This is a genomic window from Variovorax paradoxus (assembly GCF_030815855.1).
GTDB lineage: Bacteria > Pseudomonadota > Gammaproteobacteria > Burkholderiales > Burkholderiaceae_C > Variovorax > Variovorax paradoxus_M.
In genome coordinates this window covers 926,440-943,966 of record NZ_JAUSXG010000001.1, presented here as the reverse complement: position 1 = coordinate 943,966, position 17,527 = coordinate 926,440, and the positions used below count along the sequence as shown (strand labels likewise).

The window sequence follows — 17,527 nt, the reverse complement described above, 5'->3', positions numbered from 1 at the left end:
GTTCTCCCGTGCCCCGGCCGCTTCAGAACTTTCCGAGCACGTTGAGGAACCAGCCCTTGCTGCGATAGCTCATGTCGGTCAAGTTGTCGGAGTAGTCGGTGAAGTTGTAGCCCACGCCCACCTTCAGGTTCTCGTTGACGTGGTAGTAGGCGGCGGTGACCCAGCCGTTCTTGCGGTCCTTGAGTTCCTTGGCGCGCAGCGAGCGCCACTCGACCATCCAGTCCCAGTTGCGCACCAGCTTCCAGTCGACGCGCAGCACCGCGAGCTCGGCCGAGCTCTTGAACCACGGCGACGAGTTGTCGCGGCTCGCGCGCAGTTCGCCGCGGCGCCATGCGTACTTGCCGCCGACGGTCCAGCGCTCGTTGATGTCGTAGGTGGCATCGATTGCGAAGACGTGGCTGCGTTGCTGATAGTCGATGCCGGTGGTCGACACGGCGCCCAGGCTCGAGTCGAGCCCGCCCGCAGACACCACCTGCCCCGGCGACGAAAGGTCGTAGAGGTACGTGTACTTGAACAGCAGGTTGAGCCGGTCGTCGAGCGCCGGGCGCAGCGCGTAGCCGAGCATCGCCTCGGTGTACTTGGCCGCGGCCAGCGTACCGGTGCTGCTGTCGCTGTCGGCCCAGTTGAACTTGCCGACCCAGCGCGCGTCGTCGTTCACCTTCCACGAGAAGGAGTTCTTCACGAGCCAGCTGGTGCGCAACTCGGCCGCGGTGCGGTCCTTGCGGTACTCGAGGCCGCCGCTGTACTTGAGGCGCTCGTTCGAATAGCCGGCCGTCAGGGCCACCGCCTCGCGCCGCGTGGCGCCCAGCGTTTCGGCACCGACCCAGCCGTTCTCGAAATTGAGGCCCAGCGTCCAGTGCGTGTCGGGCGCGTACTGCACGCCATAGGCATGCGTGAGGCCCGGCTGCGTGCCGGTCGCGTGGCGGTGCTCGGTGAACATCGTGAGCCCGTCGGCCACGCGCGAGCGCACGCCGGTCACCAGGCTGCCGCCGCGGCCGATCAGGTTCTCGTCGGTGCGGCCGGTGTCGGCCACGTAGGTCATGTAGAGGTTGGAGCGGTCGTCGTACTGGTAGTCGACACCGGCCTTGCCCGCCGGGCCGCCATCGCCGGTCGAGAGTTCGCCGCGCAGTGCGAGCTTGTCGCTGACGCGGTAGCGCCCGCCAAAGCCCAGACGGTCGTTGTCCAGCCGCGTGCCGGTGCGCCGCAGCGTCTTCTGCGCGAAGCCATAGAGGCTCCAGCGGTCGTTGCCGGTGTATTCCAGCTGCACGGCCGCGTCGGCGCGCTCGCCCGACACGGCCTGCGTGGTGGGCAGCGACGGGCTGGTGATGAGCGAATCGCCGGTCTTGTCGTCGTAGCGCATGCCGAGGCCCAGCTTCCAGTCGGGTGACAGGCGCAGGCCGTATTGCGCGTCGAGCACGCTGCTGTTGTAGCCGTCGCGTTCGTCGCGGCGGTCGGCCTTCAGGCGCAGCTCGCCGCCCTCGCCTTTTTCGCCGAAGGGCACGGCGGCCGACACGCCGACCTGGCGCGTGGCATTGCTCGCGTACTGGCCCGGCGCCGAGAAGCCGGCGTCGCGCGACTGTGCATAGGCACTGACGCGGCCGCCGCCCTTCATCTCGAAATCGGCCAGATCGGCCTGGCCTTCGAGCCGCCATGCGTTCGCATTGCCGGTGGGTCCGTTGCCCAGGCGGGTTCCGGCCGTGCCATTGCGGCCGCTGAAGCTGAAGCCGCCATCGAGCGAATCGAGCTGGGCGGTGCCCGGGCCCTTGCTGCGCGCGAACTCGCCCTTGAGGTAGGTGGTCTCGGTCTTGCGCAGCGTGATGTCCGCACCCGCCAGCCGCTGGTCGGCGCCGATCTGGTCCTGCCGCGACGCGGTCACGCCGACGCCCACGTGGTCGTTGGCCCACCACGAGACGCGGCCGCCCACCGCGAGCGTGTCGAGCGAGCTCGCGATCGGCGTGTATTCGTAGTCCACCACCAGGAAGGCCGGCATGCCCGTGAGGCCGCCGGCGCGCACCAGCGAACCGTCGTCCGACAGGCTGGGCAGCGGCGCGGAAAGCAGCACGCGGCCCTGCAGGTAGTCGATCTCGTAGTCGGAGCTCGGCACGAGCTGCGTGCGCTTGAGCACGAAGCCCGAGTCGCGGTCGCGGATTTCGATGTTCACGCGTTCGGCGCCGCGCGTGATGTCCTGGTTGCGAAGGTAGTACAGCGAGCCACCGGTGCCGCGGAATTCCTCGCGCGCCGCCAGGGTGCCCGGTTCGGCCGCGAAGGCGTCGACTTTCAGGCGCGCCTCGCCGAACGAGGTCGACTCGTCGCCAAGATACCGGCCGTGAAAGCCGTAGAGGCCGCGGCTCACGCGGGTGAGTTCGGTGTCGCCGAAGTTGAGCTTGAAGTTGCCCCACATGGCCTGCGAGCGGCCGTCGTCCACGCGCAGGTAGAAGCGGCCCTGCGTGGGCGCGTCCTCGATGGTGGTGGAGTCGTCACCGAAGGTGCTCCACGAGTCCTCGGGATCGAAGCGGCGGAACAGCGAGGTCGGGTCCTTGCGGTCGAGGTTGCGGAACAGGTCCTTGAGCGGACGCTCCTCGGTGTCGACGCTGGCCGTGAGCGTCCAGCGGTCGTTGAGCTGACCCTTGGCATAGCCGGCGATGCGGCCTTCGCTCCAGCCGCCACCGCCGTAGCGGTTCTTGTCGTTGGTCATGATCGCGGCCGGGCCGCTCACGCTGTTGCTGCCCCCGGTGAGGTCGGCCTGGCCCACGAAGAACCAGTCGCTTGCGGGCAGCTCGAAGTCGCGGCGGTACGAGCGCGTGGCGCCTTGCGCATCGGTGACTGCAATCTCACCGGTCTGCACACGGCGCGGCACGAGCTGCTGGAACACGAAGCGGCCGTTGTCGTCCACCGGCACCGCGAAGCCGAGCGCGCGCACCTTTTCACCCGGGCGGATGGCCGCGCCGCTGGCGGTGACGGTGCCCGCCGCGAGCGGAATGTTGGCGATGGCGACGTTGTTCTGGCCATAGGCGCGCAGCAGTTCTCGCGCCGGGTCGGGCGTGGTCGTCTCGGGCGCGTGGCGCTCGGCCACGGTGAGCGAAAGATCGTCGGTTTCGTCGAAGCGGCCTTGGCGGTCGTACACGCGCAGCCGGTAGTAGAGCTTGCCGCCCGCGCCGTCGGCGAGGCGGTCGAGCAGGCCCGCGGGCACCTGCCATTCGCCGCGCATGCCGGTGTCCAGCGGCAGCGTGGCAAGCAGGCGGCGCTGCATCACGTCGTTGGCCGTGAAGATGCGCAGCTCGGCCTTGGCGGTGAACAGCAGGTAGTTGCTGTAGCCCGCGAAGCGCACGGTGTCGCCCGCCACCACGGTGGTGGGCCAGGCCGCAGCGCTCAGGCGGCGCGGCTGCGAGAGGTTGTCGTACTGCAGGCGCAGCTGGTTGCGTTCGAGCTGCACGTCGACGCAGCGCTGGCGGTCGGCGCTGGTGGCACCCTCGCTGGTTGGCGCAGCAGCGCCCTTGCCGTCGAGCAACTGGCCATCCACGCTCAGGCGCAGCGGCGCATCGTCGGTGCCAATGGCGGTGAAGGTGCGGCACACGCCCGGATCGCCCGGTGCCGCAGCGGGAGCGCTCGCGACGGCGGGCGCCGCGTCGGCCCAGTACACGCGCACTTCGACGCGCCGGTTGGCGGGCCAGTTGATGGGGTCCGACGCGGGTGCCGCCAGGGGTGCGTCGGGGCCGCGGGAGCTCGCCGCCGCGGCCGACTCGGGCAGGCCGAGGCGCTGCGTGAGATAGCGGGCCACCTGCTGCGCGCGCGCCAGGCCCAGTGCCTGGTTGTCGGCAAAGCGCTCGCGCGATCGGGCGCTCAGCGGCTGCGCATCGGTGTGGCCGACGATCTCGAAGCGCAACTTGTCGCGACCCTTCACCTGGCTGGCGATGCGGTCGAGCTGCGCCTTGTCCGCCGGAGCGAGCAGATCGGAGCCGGAGGCGAACTGCGGCGTCTCGGTATCGCTGCGCTCAATGGCCGGACCGGCGACCGGCGCTGCGCCGGTTGCCGCAGCCGCGACCGGCTCGCGTGCATCGCCGAGCACGAAGGTGGCCTTGGGCAGTTCGCGCTCGCCGCTGCGCGGCAGGTGGCGCGCGCCGTCGATGTCCACGGCGCGCGGATCGGCCGCGGCGCGGTCGTGCATGCGGCCGCGCACTTCGCTGTCCTGCGCCGCGGCAAGGCCCATGGTCATGCAGGCGGCGGTAACCGCGCCCGCGAGGGCGATACGCTTCTGAAGCTTTCTCATGTCGGCTCGCTTGAACGGGTTCTTCGGTGTCGGGGTGCTTTTCATGGCGTTCACTCGTTCTCGCGTCATGGCTTCACCGCCGGCGTGGTGGCGGGCACCAGCTCGACTTCGATGTCCAGGTTGAAGAGCGGCGGCTCCTTGCGGCTTTCGCGCTGCTCGCCCAGTTGCTTCCAGCGCGCGAACACGGCGGCCTTCACCGCATCGGTGCGCTGGCGGCCGAGCGCTTCGGCTTCGCCGGGCGCGGCCTTGTAGGCCAGGCGCAGCACCGAGGTCTTTTCGGCCAGCACGGCCACCGTGCGGTCGAGCTCGGGCACGAAGCCCGCGCGCAGTGCGGCGCTGCCCTCGTCGAAGGCCGTGCCCTGCAGCGCAAGCCGCACAACGCGGTGCACCGTGGCGCCGAAGTTCACCTTCAGCACCTTGCCGCGCGTGGCGCGCTCGGCGGCCGGGTTCTCGCTGGTCGTGCGGTAGCCCGAAGGCAACGTGCGTTCGTCGAGCTTGAGCACCAGGTTGCTGCCGGTGCCTTCCTTCGGAATGGCGGCGCAGGCAATGTGGTAGCGGCCTTCGGCGTCGGTGGTGACCAGCACGCCGTTCACGGTGGCAATGCGCACGTTGGCAAGGCCGGGCTCGCCTTCATCCTGGTAGCCGTTGGCGTTCTTGTCGTCGTAGACCTTGCCGATCACGTCGGTGCAGTCGAACAGCGCATCGGGCACCACGCGCACCGTGGCGGTGGCCAGGTTCGACAGCACGCGGCCGCCCACGCCTTGCGTGGCGATGACCTGGTTGACGAACTCGCCCTCGCCCACGCCGACCCCCACGCCCGCGACCATCAGGTATTCCTTGGTCTCGTTGGGCGCGAAGTTCTGGCCAGGCACCACGATCTGGCGGCCGTTGATCTGCGGGACCACCGGCAGCGCCACGCCGCCCGGCATGATGCGCACGGTGAGCGAGCCCTGCACGTAGCGGAAGCCCGGCGGCAGCGTGTCGACCACCGCCACACCCGGCACGGGGTTGCCGCGGGTGTTGCGCGCCGTGATGCGGTAAGGCAGCAGTTCGCCCTTCTTCACCGTGAGCTTCGAGGTGGTCTTGCGCAGCTCGATGAGCGTGGCATCCGACGGATCGAGCGGAATGTTGTTGGCCACCACGTGCTGGCCGCCGCCGCCCGGCATCTGGAACGCCAGGTAGTAGCCGGCGCCAGGCACCAGGCCGGCGCCCGGGCTCACCACGCAGGGGTTGCTCTGCGCGGGCGCGGGCCCGTTCGCCGGAGCGGAGCACGACTGCGTGCCGAGCCCGCCGGCCGCCGGCGGATAGATCGACGACGGCAGGTAGCTGCCCGGCGGCGTCACCGCCAGGCGGTACTCGCCGGCCGGTGCACCCGGCAGCAGGAAGAAGTCGTAGGTGCCGCTGGGGCCGGTGGTGTAGGTGTCGCGTCCGTCGAGCAGATGCTGCGCCGGGTCGAAGCCGGGCGGGCCCACGAGGCGCACCACCGCGCCGGGCACGGGGGTGCCGCTCACGCTGTCGTACACCACGCCACCCGGGTCGTACGGCAAGTCTTGCCGCTGCACGTTGGCGCCGGCGTTCACGCGCACCTTGATCGAGAAGCGCGGATCGCTCGCGGCGGGCGTGGGGTACGGGCCGTTCGCGTTGTTCTGCGCCGCATCGGTGGGCCACACGCCGCCGACGGTGCGGCCGTCGGGCGAGCGGAAGCGCACGCGGTATTCGCCGGGCGTGAGGTCGCCGAAGCGGTAGCTGCCGTCGGCGCCCGTGGTCACGGTGTAGAGCACGGTGGCCGCGGTTTCCGAACAGGCGTTGCCGCCGTCGGCGCAGCGCATCAGCTCCACGGTCCAGCCGTCGCCCTGGCCCTCGCCGCTTTCGCGGCCGCGGTTGTGGTTCTGGTCGAACCACACGGTGCCGGTCAGCGACGCGGGCAGGTTGTTGTGCTCGTTGAAGTCGTAGCCCGTGCCATTGGTGGCCAGCGTGGTGAAGTTCACGCGGATCTGGTTGGTGCCCTGCGCCGAGCCGCCCAGCGTGCCGGGAATGGCAATGCCCTCGTCGTAGCCGCTGGGCTGCGTCTCGGTGATCGTGTAGCCGCCGGTGCCGGGCAACGGCAGGCCGGCCAGTTCGTAGCGGCCGTCGGGGCCGGTGACGGCGGTGCGCGTCACGGGCTGGCCCGCGGCGTCCGTGCCGGTCAGCGTGATGGTCACGCCGGCAATCGGAAGGTCCTGCGGTTCGCGCGTGCCGTTGCGGTTCGCGTCGTTGTAGACGGTGCCCGCGATGGATGCGCCGCGCTCGCCGAAGTTGTAGTTGTCGCCGTTGCCGCCGCGGTACGCGATGGCGGAGAGCACGTCGTTGCCGAGCGTGCCGCTGGACGTGCCGTCGAGCGTGCCGACCGCGTCGAGCCCGTCCGCATACGTGACGGGTTGCGTCTCGCGCACGGTGTAGCCCGTGGCATCGGCCGGCAGCAGGCCGGTGAAGACATAGCGGCCGTTCGCATCGGTGACGGCGGTGGCGTTCACCACCAGGCCGCTGGCCGAGCGGCCGGTGAGCGTGAGCGTGACGCCCGGAATGCCCGGCTCGCCGGCCTGGCGGATGCCGTCGTTGTTGCTGTCGACGTAGACCCAGCCCGCGATCTGGCCGCCGCGCTCGCCGAAGTTGTAGTCGATGCCCGCTTCTTCCGACGCGAGCACGAGCGCGCCGAAGCGGTCGTTCACGCTGCCGGGGTTCACGGTGCCGCGCGGCGCGCCGCCCACGGTGCCGAGCGACTCGGGACCGTCGGCCACGCCGTCGGGCTGCGTCTCGTCGACCTGGTAGGTGCCGGGCTGCAGCTTGTCGACCAGGTAGCGGCCGTCGGCGGCGGCTTGCACCGTTCGCGTGACCGCGTTGCCGAGGAAGTCGGTGCCGGTCACGCGCACCGTGGTGCCCGCAATGCCGGGTTCGCCGCTGTCGCGGGTGCCGTTCGACGGTGCGACGTCGGCATACACGTAGCCGGACACGCTGGCCGGGCGCACGGCGGAGAAGTTGTTGCCGGCCGAACCCGAACCCGCGGCGCCGAGCACGATGTTCTGGATGACGTTGGCGTTCGAGCCGTTGGGGCCGTTCAACACGCCGTTGCCGCCCGTCGGGACGGAGCCCGGCGTGCTGCCGGCGCCGCTGACGTTGCCGGCGCGCGTGATGCCGGGCTCGTAGCCCGCGGGCCGCGTCTCGGTCACCGTGTAGGTGCCGGGCGCGAGATTCGCGAAGTTGTAGTCGCCGCTGGCATCGGTGGTGGTGGTGCGGGTCACCGGCTGGCCGTTGACGTCGTTGCCGGTGAGCGTGATCGTCACGCCCGCCAGGCCCGGCTCGGTGGCCGGTGCACCCTGCGCGCCGCTGCCGTCGCGGTCGTAGTACACGCGGCCCGAAATGCCGGCGGGCAGCAGCTCGCCGAAGTAGTACTCGCCTTGCGTGAGCGGCGGATTGGTGCCGGCCACGGTCACGCCGGTGATGCTGTTGCCGCCGCCCTGCGCGGTGCCGGGGTGGCCGTTGGCATTGGCCTTGCCGGGCGCGTAGTTGGCCGGTTGCGTTTCCGTGATGGTGTAGCCGCCGGGTGCCGAGGGCGGCACATTGCGGAACTCGTAGCCGCCGTCCGGGCCCGAGGGCACGGCGACGATGTTGACCGGGTTGCCCGCGGCGTCGGTGCCCGTGAGGCGCAGCTCCACGTTGGGAATGCCCGAATCGCCGGCCTGCGGCACGCCGTCGTTGTTGCCGTCCACGAAGACGCGCACCGGAATGCGGGTGAGCAGTTCGCCGAAGTCGTAGCCGGTGCCGTTCACGTTCGAGCGCAATGGGATGGTGTTCACCACATCGTTGCCCGCGGTGCCGCCGGCCGTGCCGGCCGCATCGCTGCCGTCCGCGAAGGCGGCCGGCTGCGTCTCAGTCACCACATAGGTGCCGGGCAAGAGATTGTTGAAGGCGTAGTTGCCGCTGCCGCCGGCCGTGGTGGCCGTGGTCGACACCGGATTGCCGAACATGTCGGTGCCGGTGAGCGTGACGGTAACGCCCGCGATGCCGGGATCGCCCGCGCTCGCGGCGTTGTTGTAGTCGGCGTCGCGGTACACGCGGCCGGCCAGGCTCGAGGGACGCACTTCGCCGAAGTTGTTGTTGGTCGAAGTGCCGCCCGCGCCAAGCACGATGGTGTCGATGCGGTTCGCATTCGAGCCGTTGGGGCCGTTCGAGGTGCCTGCCGGCACGGTGCCGGCGGTGCTGCCCACGCCGGTCACCCCGCCTGCGCGGGTGATGCCGGGCTGGTAGGCCGCGGGCTGGTCCTCGGCCACGTTGTAGCTGCCCGCGGGCACGGTGAAGCCCCAGTTGCCGTTGGTGTCGGTGGTGGTGGTCAGCGAGACGGCGTTGCCCAGGCTGTCGGTGCCGGTCAGGCGCATCGTGACGCCGCCAATGCCGGGTTCGCCGCTGTCGATCTGGCCGTCGCCGTCCAGGTCTTCATAGACGCGGCCGCTCAGCGCGCTGCTCTGCACCGCGATGCTGCCTTCGTTGAAGTTGTTGCCCGCGTCCGGGTCGGCGCCGCCGTTGGTGTCGCCCGAGCCGGTGGTCACCAGGTGCGCGCGGTTGGTGAACTGCGTGCCGTTGGCGGGCGTGCTGCCAACCGTGGTGCGCACCGGAATGCGCACGGTGGCCGTGCCGTTGGCCGGCATCGAAGTGATGGCGCAGCTCACGCTGTTGCCGCCGGCCGCGCCGGTGCAGGTGGGCGCGGCGGGCGTGAAGCTGCCGCCGGTCACTGTGAACACGGGCGTGCCTGTCAGCACCAGGCCCGTGGGCAGCGTGTCGGTGAAGCTCGTGGTCTCGGCGCTGTCGGGACCGTTGTTGCGCAGCTGCACGAGCCAGTCGAAGCCCTGTCCGATGGCCGCGGTCGCGAGCGGCGTGGCGGTGCCTGTCGACACGGCCGCCTTGGAGACCACCTGCACGTCGGCCTTGAAGCGGAACGTGGTGTTCTCCGCCACCGTGTTGTTGCCCTGGCTGGTGTCGAAGGCATTGCGCGACGCATCGAAGAAGTCGACCGCGGCGCGGTTCTGGAACGTGCCGCGCGAAACACCGCGCAGCACCACCTGGAACTGCAGCGTGCTGGGTTCGCCGGTCGACGTGTTGCCGGTGCCGCCCAGGGCCGGGATCGTGAACACGATCTGGCCGCCGGACGAACCGACCGCCGGTGTCTGGATGGTCACGCCCGCCGGCGCATTCGCCGACACGAAGGTGGGGGCCGGCTCGCCGCCGGTTCCAGCGGTTGGCAGGTTGTCGACCAGGCGGACCGCCTCGGCCGTCGAGGCGCTGTTGTTCGATACCGTGATGGTGTAGGTGACGTCGTCGCCCACGTTCGCCGGGTCGACGTCGTCGCGCTTGGTCACGACCAGGTCGTACACAGGCGCGGTCACGGAGGTGCTGGCCGTCGCCTGGTTGTTGGTGGCGTTGCCTTCCGTGGTGGCGGTGCTGATGGCGACCGTGTTGGCAATGGTCGAGCCATTGATGGCGAACAGCGGGCGTACCCGGACCGTGACCGTCTGCTGCTGGTTGCGGTCGAGCAAAGCCCAGCTGCAAACCAGTTGGTTGTTGGTGGTTCCGGTGCCCGTGGGGTCCGTGGTGTTGGGCTGCGTCGAGCAGGTGCCGCCGCCCGCCGCCGTGGCCGAGATGAACATCAGGCCGGCCGGCAGCGTATCGACCACCTGCACGTTGTAGGCGCGGCTGAAGCTGCTCTGCTGCAGCGACTGGTTGCGCGCCGTGAGGGTGTAGGTGAGCAGCTGGCCGACCGGCACCGCGCCGGGGCTGGCCGCCTTGGTCACCGTCACGTCGGTCAGTGCATTGAAGAAGGCGGTGGCGCTGCCGCTGTTGGTCAGGCCTCCATCGTCGAGCACCGGGTCGGCGGGCGTGGCCGGGATGGCGCTCGCCTTGTTGTCGATTCTGAAGGTGTGATCGGTGGCCGAAGCGCCGTCGCCGTAGTGGGTGGCGGCAACGCGGACCACAGGGCACAGCGGCACCGCGGTCGCCGGAGCAGTGCTCGCGCGACAGACCGGAAGCACCGCAATGCTGCAGTTCGAAAGCGATGGATTGCCGGCGTTGCCCGAGGCGGCGGGCAATGCACAGGTACCAGCGCCGAAGGTGGCGCCGTTGGGTACCTGGTCGACGGTGCCCGCGCCGTACACCTGCCGGAACGTGTCGCTGACCACGACGTTCTGCGCCGCCGAGGGGCCGCTGTTGACGACCTCGATTTCCCAGGTGATCGGCTGGCCCGCGGTCTGCCGGTTGGCGGCGCTGTTGCCGATTCCGACGACGCGCTTGAGCACCGTGACGTCGGCGTAGTTGGCGCTGTCGTCCACGCCGGTGCCCAGGCTCACGCAGTCGTTGCCGGTGTTGGCGTCGGGGTCTGCGCCTGAAGTGGGCGCGCCCGCAGGCAGTGCCACATTCACGCACATGCTGTTGACGATCGGGGCGCCGCCCGCCGGCAGCGCGGGAATCGTGACGTTCACCCTGACGAAGCCGGCATTGCGCGCGGTGTTGCCGCTCGAGGTGTCCACGCCGATGTCGGATGAGAGCGTGCGCGTGCAATTCACAGTGGCCGGCCCATCGACCGGCGCCGCGACGGTGGCGCCGCCCTTGATGATCGTGCACGCGTAGTCGGGACCCGGCGTGATGCTGTTGATGTGCACGCCCGCCGGCAAATCGTCGACCAGGTTGATCGTGCTGCCCGCGAGCAGGCGCGTGCCGCCGAGGTTGGTGGCGCCGACCTGGTAGTCGAAATCCTGTCCGATCGGCACGTTGTTCTGCGGCCAGCTGCGGCGCTTGTCGGCCCGGAAGTCGGCGGCCGAATTCGCCACGTCGGCCGGCGCACTGCCGGTGGCCGAGGTGGCGACCGGACCCGTGGCGCTCACGGTGGCATCGTTGACGACTCCCGTGCCGGCCGTCATGGCGATCACCGGAATCACGATGTTCCCGAGCGCGACGTCGGCACCGCCGGTGCCGATATTCGAGCGCGTGCAGCTCACCGTCTGGCCGGAGACAGAGCAGTTCCAGCCGGCTGCGGCGGAAACCGGCCCGTCGATCTGGAAGTTGGCCGGCAGCGTGTCGGTGAGCGTGACGCCCGTGGGTGCACTGCCGCTGAAGCGCGGCGCCAGCGTGAAGTTGAAGCGCTGGCCCACGAGGAGCTGGCCGCCGTTGTGGCTCTTGGCCATGGTGAGCACGGTGCCCGCCGTGACGGAGGTGTTGGCGGTCGCGCTGTCGTTCGCGGGCACGCCGTCGCCGGTGGAACCGGCGGGCGAAACCGCGGGCTGGTGCGTGATCGTGGAACCGGCGGCCGCGGTGACCACGCCGTTGACGGTGATCGTGCGGGTGCCATTGACCGCGAGGCTGCTGACGTTGCAGCTCAGCTGGCTGCCGCTGATGGTGCAGCCCGCGGGCAGGCCGCTGCCGGAGACCGACAACCCGGTGGGAATGTTGTACGTCAGCGTCGAGCCCGTGCTTGCGTCGGGCCCGTTGTTGGTCAGCGTGAAGACGATCGGCACCGTGGCGCCGCTGGAAGCGGTGGCGGGCGCGGAAATGGCGATCGCCACATCGGCACCCTGGTTCACGGTGATCGTCTTGGTCTCGCTCGAGCCGCCGCCCGCCGGGGTGGCCCTGACGCTCAGCGTGCCTTGCGAGACTGTGCGCAGCCGCAGTTCGAACTCCCGGGTCTGCCCGGCCGCAAGCGTGATGCCCGAGCAGGTGACCAGGCCCGGTCCGGCCTCGCCCACATTCACCGTCGAGCTGCAACTGCCCACCGGCACATTGCCCGTGCCCATGTAGATGCTGTTTGCGGGGATCTCATAGGTGAACGAAGTACCCGGCGCGCCGATCGGCAGGCTGTCGCTCTCGGCAATGGTCACGGTGCTGGTGACCGTGCCGCCGGCCGGAAGAATGTTGGGCACATGCACCAGGCTGGAAACCTGCGGCACCGCATGGGCGGCCGTGGCCAGCAACAGGCTCGCAAATGGCAGCGCAACGAGCACGGGCATCCGCGCCATGCGCCGGCGCAAGGCCTGGCGTGCAATGTTGAACAAATCGCGCGGCGCTTTCGCGCCCGACAAGATCGATGGGGTGTTGGACATCCCGTCCCTCGCATTGGCTCTGATGGCCCTGGCACCGTGTGTTCTGGCGCCGCGGAATGCGGCGCAGGTGTCCAGGAAAGAGCGCGATTCTTCGAGGGGGCGGCCCTACAGGCTTTTGCTGCTCAGGACGAAATGTTTACGAAAACTGACATTTGTTTACTATTACAACCAAACGTGTATTTGTTCACATGTGTTTCGCAGGGCCTCGCCCTACGCTCCACGAATGTCTTACTGGTCCTCCTCCCCACCCCGGCGTGCGCACATTCTTCTGGTCGACGACAACATCGACGAGCTGCAACTTCTCCTCGCCGCCTTGCGAGGCGAGGAGCACCGCATCAGCATGGCTTTCGACGCGATGCAGGGCTACAGGCGAGCGACCGCCCTGCAGCCAGACCTGATCCTGATGGACGTGCGCATGGGCGGCACCAGCGGCTTTGCCGCGTGCCGGCTGCTCAAGGCCGACCGCACGACCGCGCACATCCCGGTGATCTTCCTGACCTCCTCCAGCTCGGTGGAAGAGCGGCTGACGGGGCTGCGCGAAGGCGCGGTGGACTACATCCTCAAGCCCTACGAACCCGCCGAAGTGCTTGCGCGCGTGGCCGTGCACCTGGCGCTGGCCAGCAGCAAGTCCACGCACGGGAGCGCTGTCAGCGGCGGCACGCCGCCCGAAGACGAAAGGGAGTTCGGCCCCGATCGCGTCATCGCGTTGGCGGCCCAGCGCCTCGTGAGCTCGGACCTCGTGAACGTGCCCCCGCTGCCGGAGCTGGCCTCGCGCGTGGGAACGCACGAGAAGCGCCTCTCGCGCGTCTTTCGCGAGCAGACCGGCCGCACGGTGTTCGAGTTCGTGCGCGAAGCCCGGCTCACGGAGGCGCGCCGCCTGCTCGTGGAATCCGCGCTCAGCATCGAGGAAGTGGCGTTCGCGGTCGGTTTCTCGAGCGCCGCCAATTTCTCGACCGCCTTCCGCGAGCGTTTTCAAACGACACCGAGCAGCTTTCGGAACACGCTCGGCGGCAAGGCAATGTCCTTGCCCGTGCCGGAGCCCTTCCCGATGTTCGAGGCCTGAGGCGCCCGTGACTGCCGTGCGCGGCGCGGCCGCCCTGCTGTTGTGCGCCGCGTTCGCCAGCTGTTTCTGGGTCCGGCCCGTCGAGGCTGCCACGTTGCATCTGCGCGATATCGAAGGGCTGCCCATCGCGCTGGACGACAAGGTCGAGGTGCTGGAAGACCGAAAGGCGCAGCTCTCGCTCGAAGCCGTGGAAGCGCAGGACAGCCATTCACGGGGCGGCTTCGTGCCGGGCACCCGGGCTCGCATGCGGCCGGGCTTCACGAACTCGGTGTTCTGGCTGCGGCTTTCAGTGGCGAACGACAGCGGCACCGCTCGCTCGTTGCGGCTGGTGCTGAACACCACATGGCTCCAGTACGTCGACTTCCACGTGCAGCGGGAACAACGCGGCAAGGCGTCCGCGAAGACGTGGACGCATGAAGCGGCGGGCATCTCCATGCCCGGCAACCTCGATCGCAAGGTCAACCGCGTTCCCACGCTCGCGCTGGAACTGGCGCCCGGCGAGCAAGCCAACGTGCTGGTGCGCGTGCAAAGCCGCAGCAGCGTCAAGCTGGCGCCCGTGCTGCACAGCGCCGAAACCTGGCGCGAGAGCGAGAGCAGCCATGCACTCGTCGACGGCCTGCTGATCGGCGGCCTGCTCGTGCTCGCGGTCTATTCGATGGCGGTGTGGGGCATTTCGCGCAATGCAGCCATGGCGTCGCAGGGCCTCGGGTTCGCGCTGGTCGCGCTGTACGAAGCCACCTACCGCGGCTATGCGCGGCTGCTTTTCTGGCCCGACAGCACCGAATGGAGCTACCGCGCGGCAGGCTTCATTGCCGGATGCTGCGTCCTGAACATGGTGCTGTACCTGCATGCGCTCTCGCGCGGCGGACCGGTGCGCCGACCCGGCCTGTATGTGCTGGTAGCGCTGGCCGCGGTACAGGCGCTGATGACGTCCGGGACCCTGGTGGGCACCTATGGGCCTTTTGCGCAAGCCGGCATCTTGAGCGCCTTGGCGCTGGTGCTGGCTCTCACGGTCAGCAGCTTCGTCTACATGCGCCGGGCGGGGCCTGGCGGGCGGCTGGCTTTTCCGGTGATGGCGGTGGTCAGCCTGGGTGTGTGCCTGCGGCTCCTGGAACTCTCCATGCCGGAGCACGCAGTGCCGGGCTTCGATGCCTACGCGCTCGGTTTTCCCGGCCTGCTGGTCGGGCTGGTGGCGTTGGCGGCATGGACGCACCACCTCTCGCACCAGCGGCACTCCGCACAACGGAAACTGGTTCAGTGGCAGGCCCACGAGCAGCAGCGGCTGCACGACGAAGTGGCACGCAAGACCCGCGCGCTCAACGCCGCGCTCGAGCAGGCCGAACAACGCGCGCGCGAACAGACGCGGCTCATGGCCTACATCAGCCACGACCTGCGCGCGCCGCTGGCCACCATCGTGGGCCACGCCCGCATGCTGCAGGGCGAGCTGGCCTCGACGCCGCCGCAGCTGCAGGCCATCGAACGCAGCGCCAACTACCAGCTCGCCCTGGTCGACGACCTGCTCGAATACGCCAAGGGCGAACTGCTGCCGCTTGCGCTGGACCCCAAGGCGGTTCGCCTGCCCGCGCTGATCGAAGACATCGCGCAATACGCCGATGCGCTGGCGCAGCGCCAGAACAACCGCTTCATGCTCGAGCTTCGAGGAACGCTGCCGCCGGTGGTGCGCATCGACAGCAAGCGCTTTCAGCAGTTGCTGCTGAACCTGCTGTCGAACGCGGCCAAGTTCACGCACGGCGGCCAGATGGGCTTGCGGGTGCAGGCACACCCCGCCGACCACCAGTGGCGGCTGAGCCTGGAAGTCTGGGACAGCGGCATCGGCATCGACAGCAAGGACCAGCGGCGCGTGTTCCGCGCGTTCACGCAGGCGGACCCGGCCGCGGCCGGCAACGGGCTCGGGCTGGCGATTGCGCGGCGCATCGTTCAGCGCATGGGCGGCGAGCTGCGACTCGACAGCCGCCGCCACCTGGGCACGCGGCTGCGTTTTTCAGTCGTGGTCGACGCCGCCTCGGAGGACGAGGTGCCTTCCGCCGGCGCGGAGGCCGCGGCGCCCCTTCTTCAGGTGTCCGCCGAAATTCCGCGCCGACGCGCGAAGCCGGTGCCCGGGATCGCACCGCTGCCCGCGGACGTGCGCCGGGAACTCGAAACGCTGGCGCGCGACGGCCGATGGACCGATCTGCACGAATGGGCCGACCGGCTTGCGGCGGAACCGCGCCACGAAGCATTGGTGAAAGCGGTGCGCCAGGCGCTCGAGAGCCTCGACTTCGACCACATCAGCCACCTGGCGCGAGCGACACCCCACGCCGCCGCGGACTGATCGGCTTACCCCACTGCCGGCACTTTCGCCGCTGCGGGAGTCGCTTCGGCGCTGGCGGCGACATGCTGGGTGGAGGCCGACCGGCCGTGATCGATGAGCAACACCGCGATCATTCCGATCACAGCCGGAATCGCGATGGCGATGAAGTTCTGGTGCAGCGGCAGGCTCATGCCGACCAGCACGCCGATCAGGATCGGCGCCAGGATGGCACCGCTGCGGCCGACGCCCAGGGCCCATCCCAGGCCCGTCGAGCGGACCGCCATCGGATAGAACTGCCCGGTGTAGGCGTTGGCGACGATCTGGGTGCCGATGGTCGATGCACCGGCCAGGCCCACGAGGACGAACAGCGCCGGCGTGGGCATCTTGTAGCCGAGCAGCACCAGCGAGACTGCGGCCAGCGCATACATTCCGGCGAGCACGTACTTGATGTGGAACCTGTCGGCAAGCCAACCGCCGCCGATCGCGCCGGCCATCGCGCCCACATTCAATACCAAGACGAAGGTCAGCGCCGAGCCCAGGCTGTAGCCGGCGCCGGCCATCAGCTTCGTCAGCCACGAACTCAGCGCAAACACCATGAACAGGCACATGAAGAATGCGATCCAGAACATGGCCGTGCTGAAACCGCGGCCTTCACTGAAGAGGTGCTTGATGGCCGCGCTGTCGGCCCTGTCTTCGGCCGGCACCACGAACCGGTCGCCCGCAAGCGGCTGGTAGCTCGGGTCGAGTTTCGACACGATCTTGCTGAGCTCTTCGGTTCTGCCCTTCGCCAGCAGGAACGGCATCGATTCCGGAAGCGACTTCAGGATGACCGGAATCAGCAGCACCGGCAGGCCCGCCGCGAAGAACACCGATTGCCAGCCGTAGGCCTCGATGAAGCTCTTGCCGAGCATGGCCGCAATGATGCCTCCCACCGCATAGCCGCTGAACATCAGCGTCACGAGGGTCGCACGGATTTTCCTGGGGGAGTATTCGGTCATGTGCGCCACCACGTTCGGCATCACGCCGCCGATGCCGAGCCCGGCAAGGAAGCGCATTGCGCCGAACGTGAAGGGATCGCCGGCCAGGCCAGCGGCGGCCGTGAAAATGCTGAACAGGCCCACGCAGATGGCCACCGCCCAGCGGCGGCCGATCCTGTCGGCGATCGTGCCCAGGAAGATGGCGCCGAACATCATGCCGAAGAGCGCCGAGCTCACCATGAATCCCGCGTTGGTCGCATCCACGCCCATGTTCGACATGATCGACGGCAGTGCGATGCCGACCACCGACAGGTCGTAGCCGTCGAAGACGATGATCAGTGCGCACCAGAACAGCACGAGGCCGTGGAAGCGATTGAAGCGGGCATCGTCGGCCAGCTTGTGAAGGTCGATTTGACGCATGGCTCTTGTCTCCGGTCGAATGGGAAGAATGGCTTGTCGCAGCTCGAACATCGAGGCTCGATCTCACAGCGAGAGTTGCCTGGCGACGCGCCGATGATGAGGACGCTGCCGCGCCCGGTCCAACGCATTTTTTGGATAGGCCCCATGCAGCCTGGAAATGTTGGGGCGGGTCTTCCCACATCACCGCCCTCCGCGCCGAGGGAACTTCCACCCCGTGCCGGCGCGCTCCCATGCGCCTGGCGAATGCGCGCTATCACCGAATTTCGTTAGACCGCGCCGCGGGGCCTCCGTAGATTCAGCAACCAGGCAGCGGCCGATCCGGCGCCGTCATGACATCACGCATTCGCGGCTCGCGCCGCACGAAGGAGA

General features: G+C 69.1%; 5 protein-coding genes. 2 read left to right on the top strand and 3 right to left on the bottom strand.

Features of this window, described 5'->3' with window-relative positions:
* Window positions 1-22: 22 nt before the first annotated feature.
* Both QFZ42_RS04450 and QFZ42_RS04445 read right to left on the bottom strand, forming a co-directional pair.
* Window positions 23-4,267: an OmpA family protein gene (locus QFZ42_RS04450; protein ID WP_307699791.1), complete on the bottom strand. Its 4,245-nt coding sequence runs from the start codon at window positions 4,265-4,267 to the stop codon at window positions 23-25.
* 65 nt (window positions 4,268-4,332) lie between these two features.
* On the bottom strand, window positions 4,333-12,387 hold the full coding sequence (locus tag QFZ42_RS04445) for an SdrD B-like domain-containing protein (protein ID WP_307699790.1): 8,055 nt from the start codon (window positions 12,385-12,387) through the stop codon (window positions 4,333-4,335).
* 223 nt (window positions 12,388-12,610) lie between these two features.
* On the opposite strand from QFZ42_RS04445, the gene QFZ42_RS04440 reads away from it, so the two are divergent.
* Entirely contained in the window at window positions 12,611-13,450 is an 840-nt protein-coding gene (locus QFZ42_RS04440; RefSeq protein WP_307699789.1) for a response regulator transcription factor, read from the top strand.
* Between the two features lie 7 nt (window positions 13,451-13,457).
* A complete protein-coding gene (locus tag QFZ42_RS04435; protein ID WP_307699788.1) occupies window positions 13,458-15,782 on the top strand; it encodes an ATP-binding protein in 2,325 nt (774 codons plus the stop codon).
* Between the two features lie 5 nt (window positions 15,783-15,787).
* Here QFZ42_RS04435 and QFZ42_RS04430 read toward each other — a convergent pair whose 3' ends face one another.
* Window positions 15,788-17,158, bottom strand: coding sequence for an MFS transporter (locus QFZ42_RS04430; RefSeq protein ID WP_307699787.1), 1,371 nt, complete (start codon window positions 17,156-17,158; stop codon window positions 15,788-15,790).
* Window positions 17,159-17,527: the final 369 nt, after the last annotated feature.

Coding starts and splice junctions, on each gene's coding strand:
- QFZ42_RS04450 (WP_307699791.1), bottom strand. CDS start 4,267: ATGAGAAAGCTTCAGAAGCGTATCGCCCTCGCGGGCGCGGTTACCGCC.
- QFZ42_RS04440 (WP_307699789.1), top strand. CDS start 12,611: ATGTCTTACTGGTCCTCCTCCCCACCCCGGCGTGCGCACATTCTTCTG.
- QFZ42_RS04430 (WP_307699787.1), bottom strand. CDS start 17,158: ATGCGTCAAATCGACCTTCACAAGCTGGCCGACGATGCCCGCTTCAAT.
- QFZ42_RS04445 (WP_307699790.1), bottom strand. CDS start 12,387: ATGTCCAACACCCCATCGATCTTGTCGGGCGCGAAAGCGCCGCGCGAT.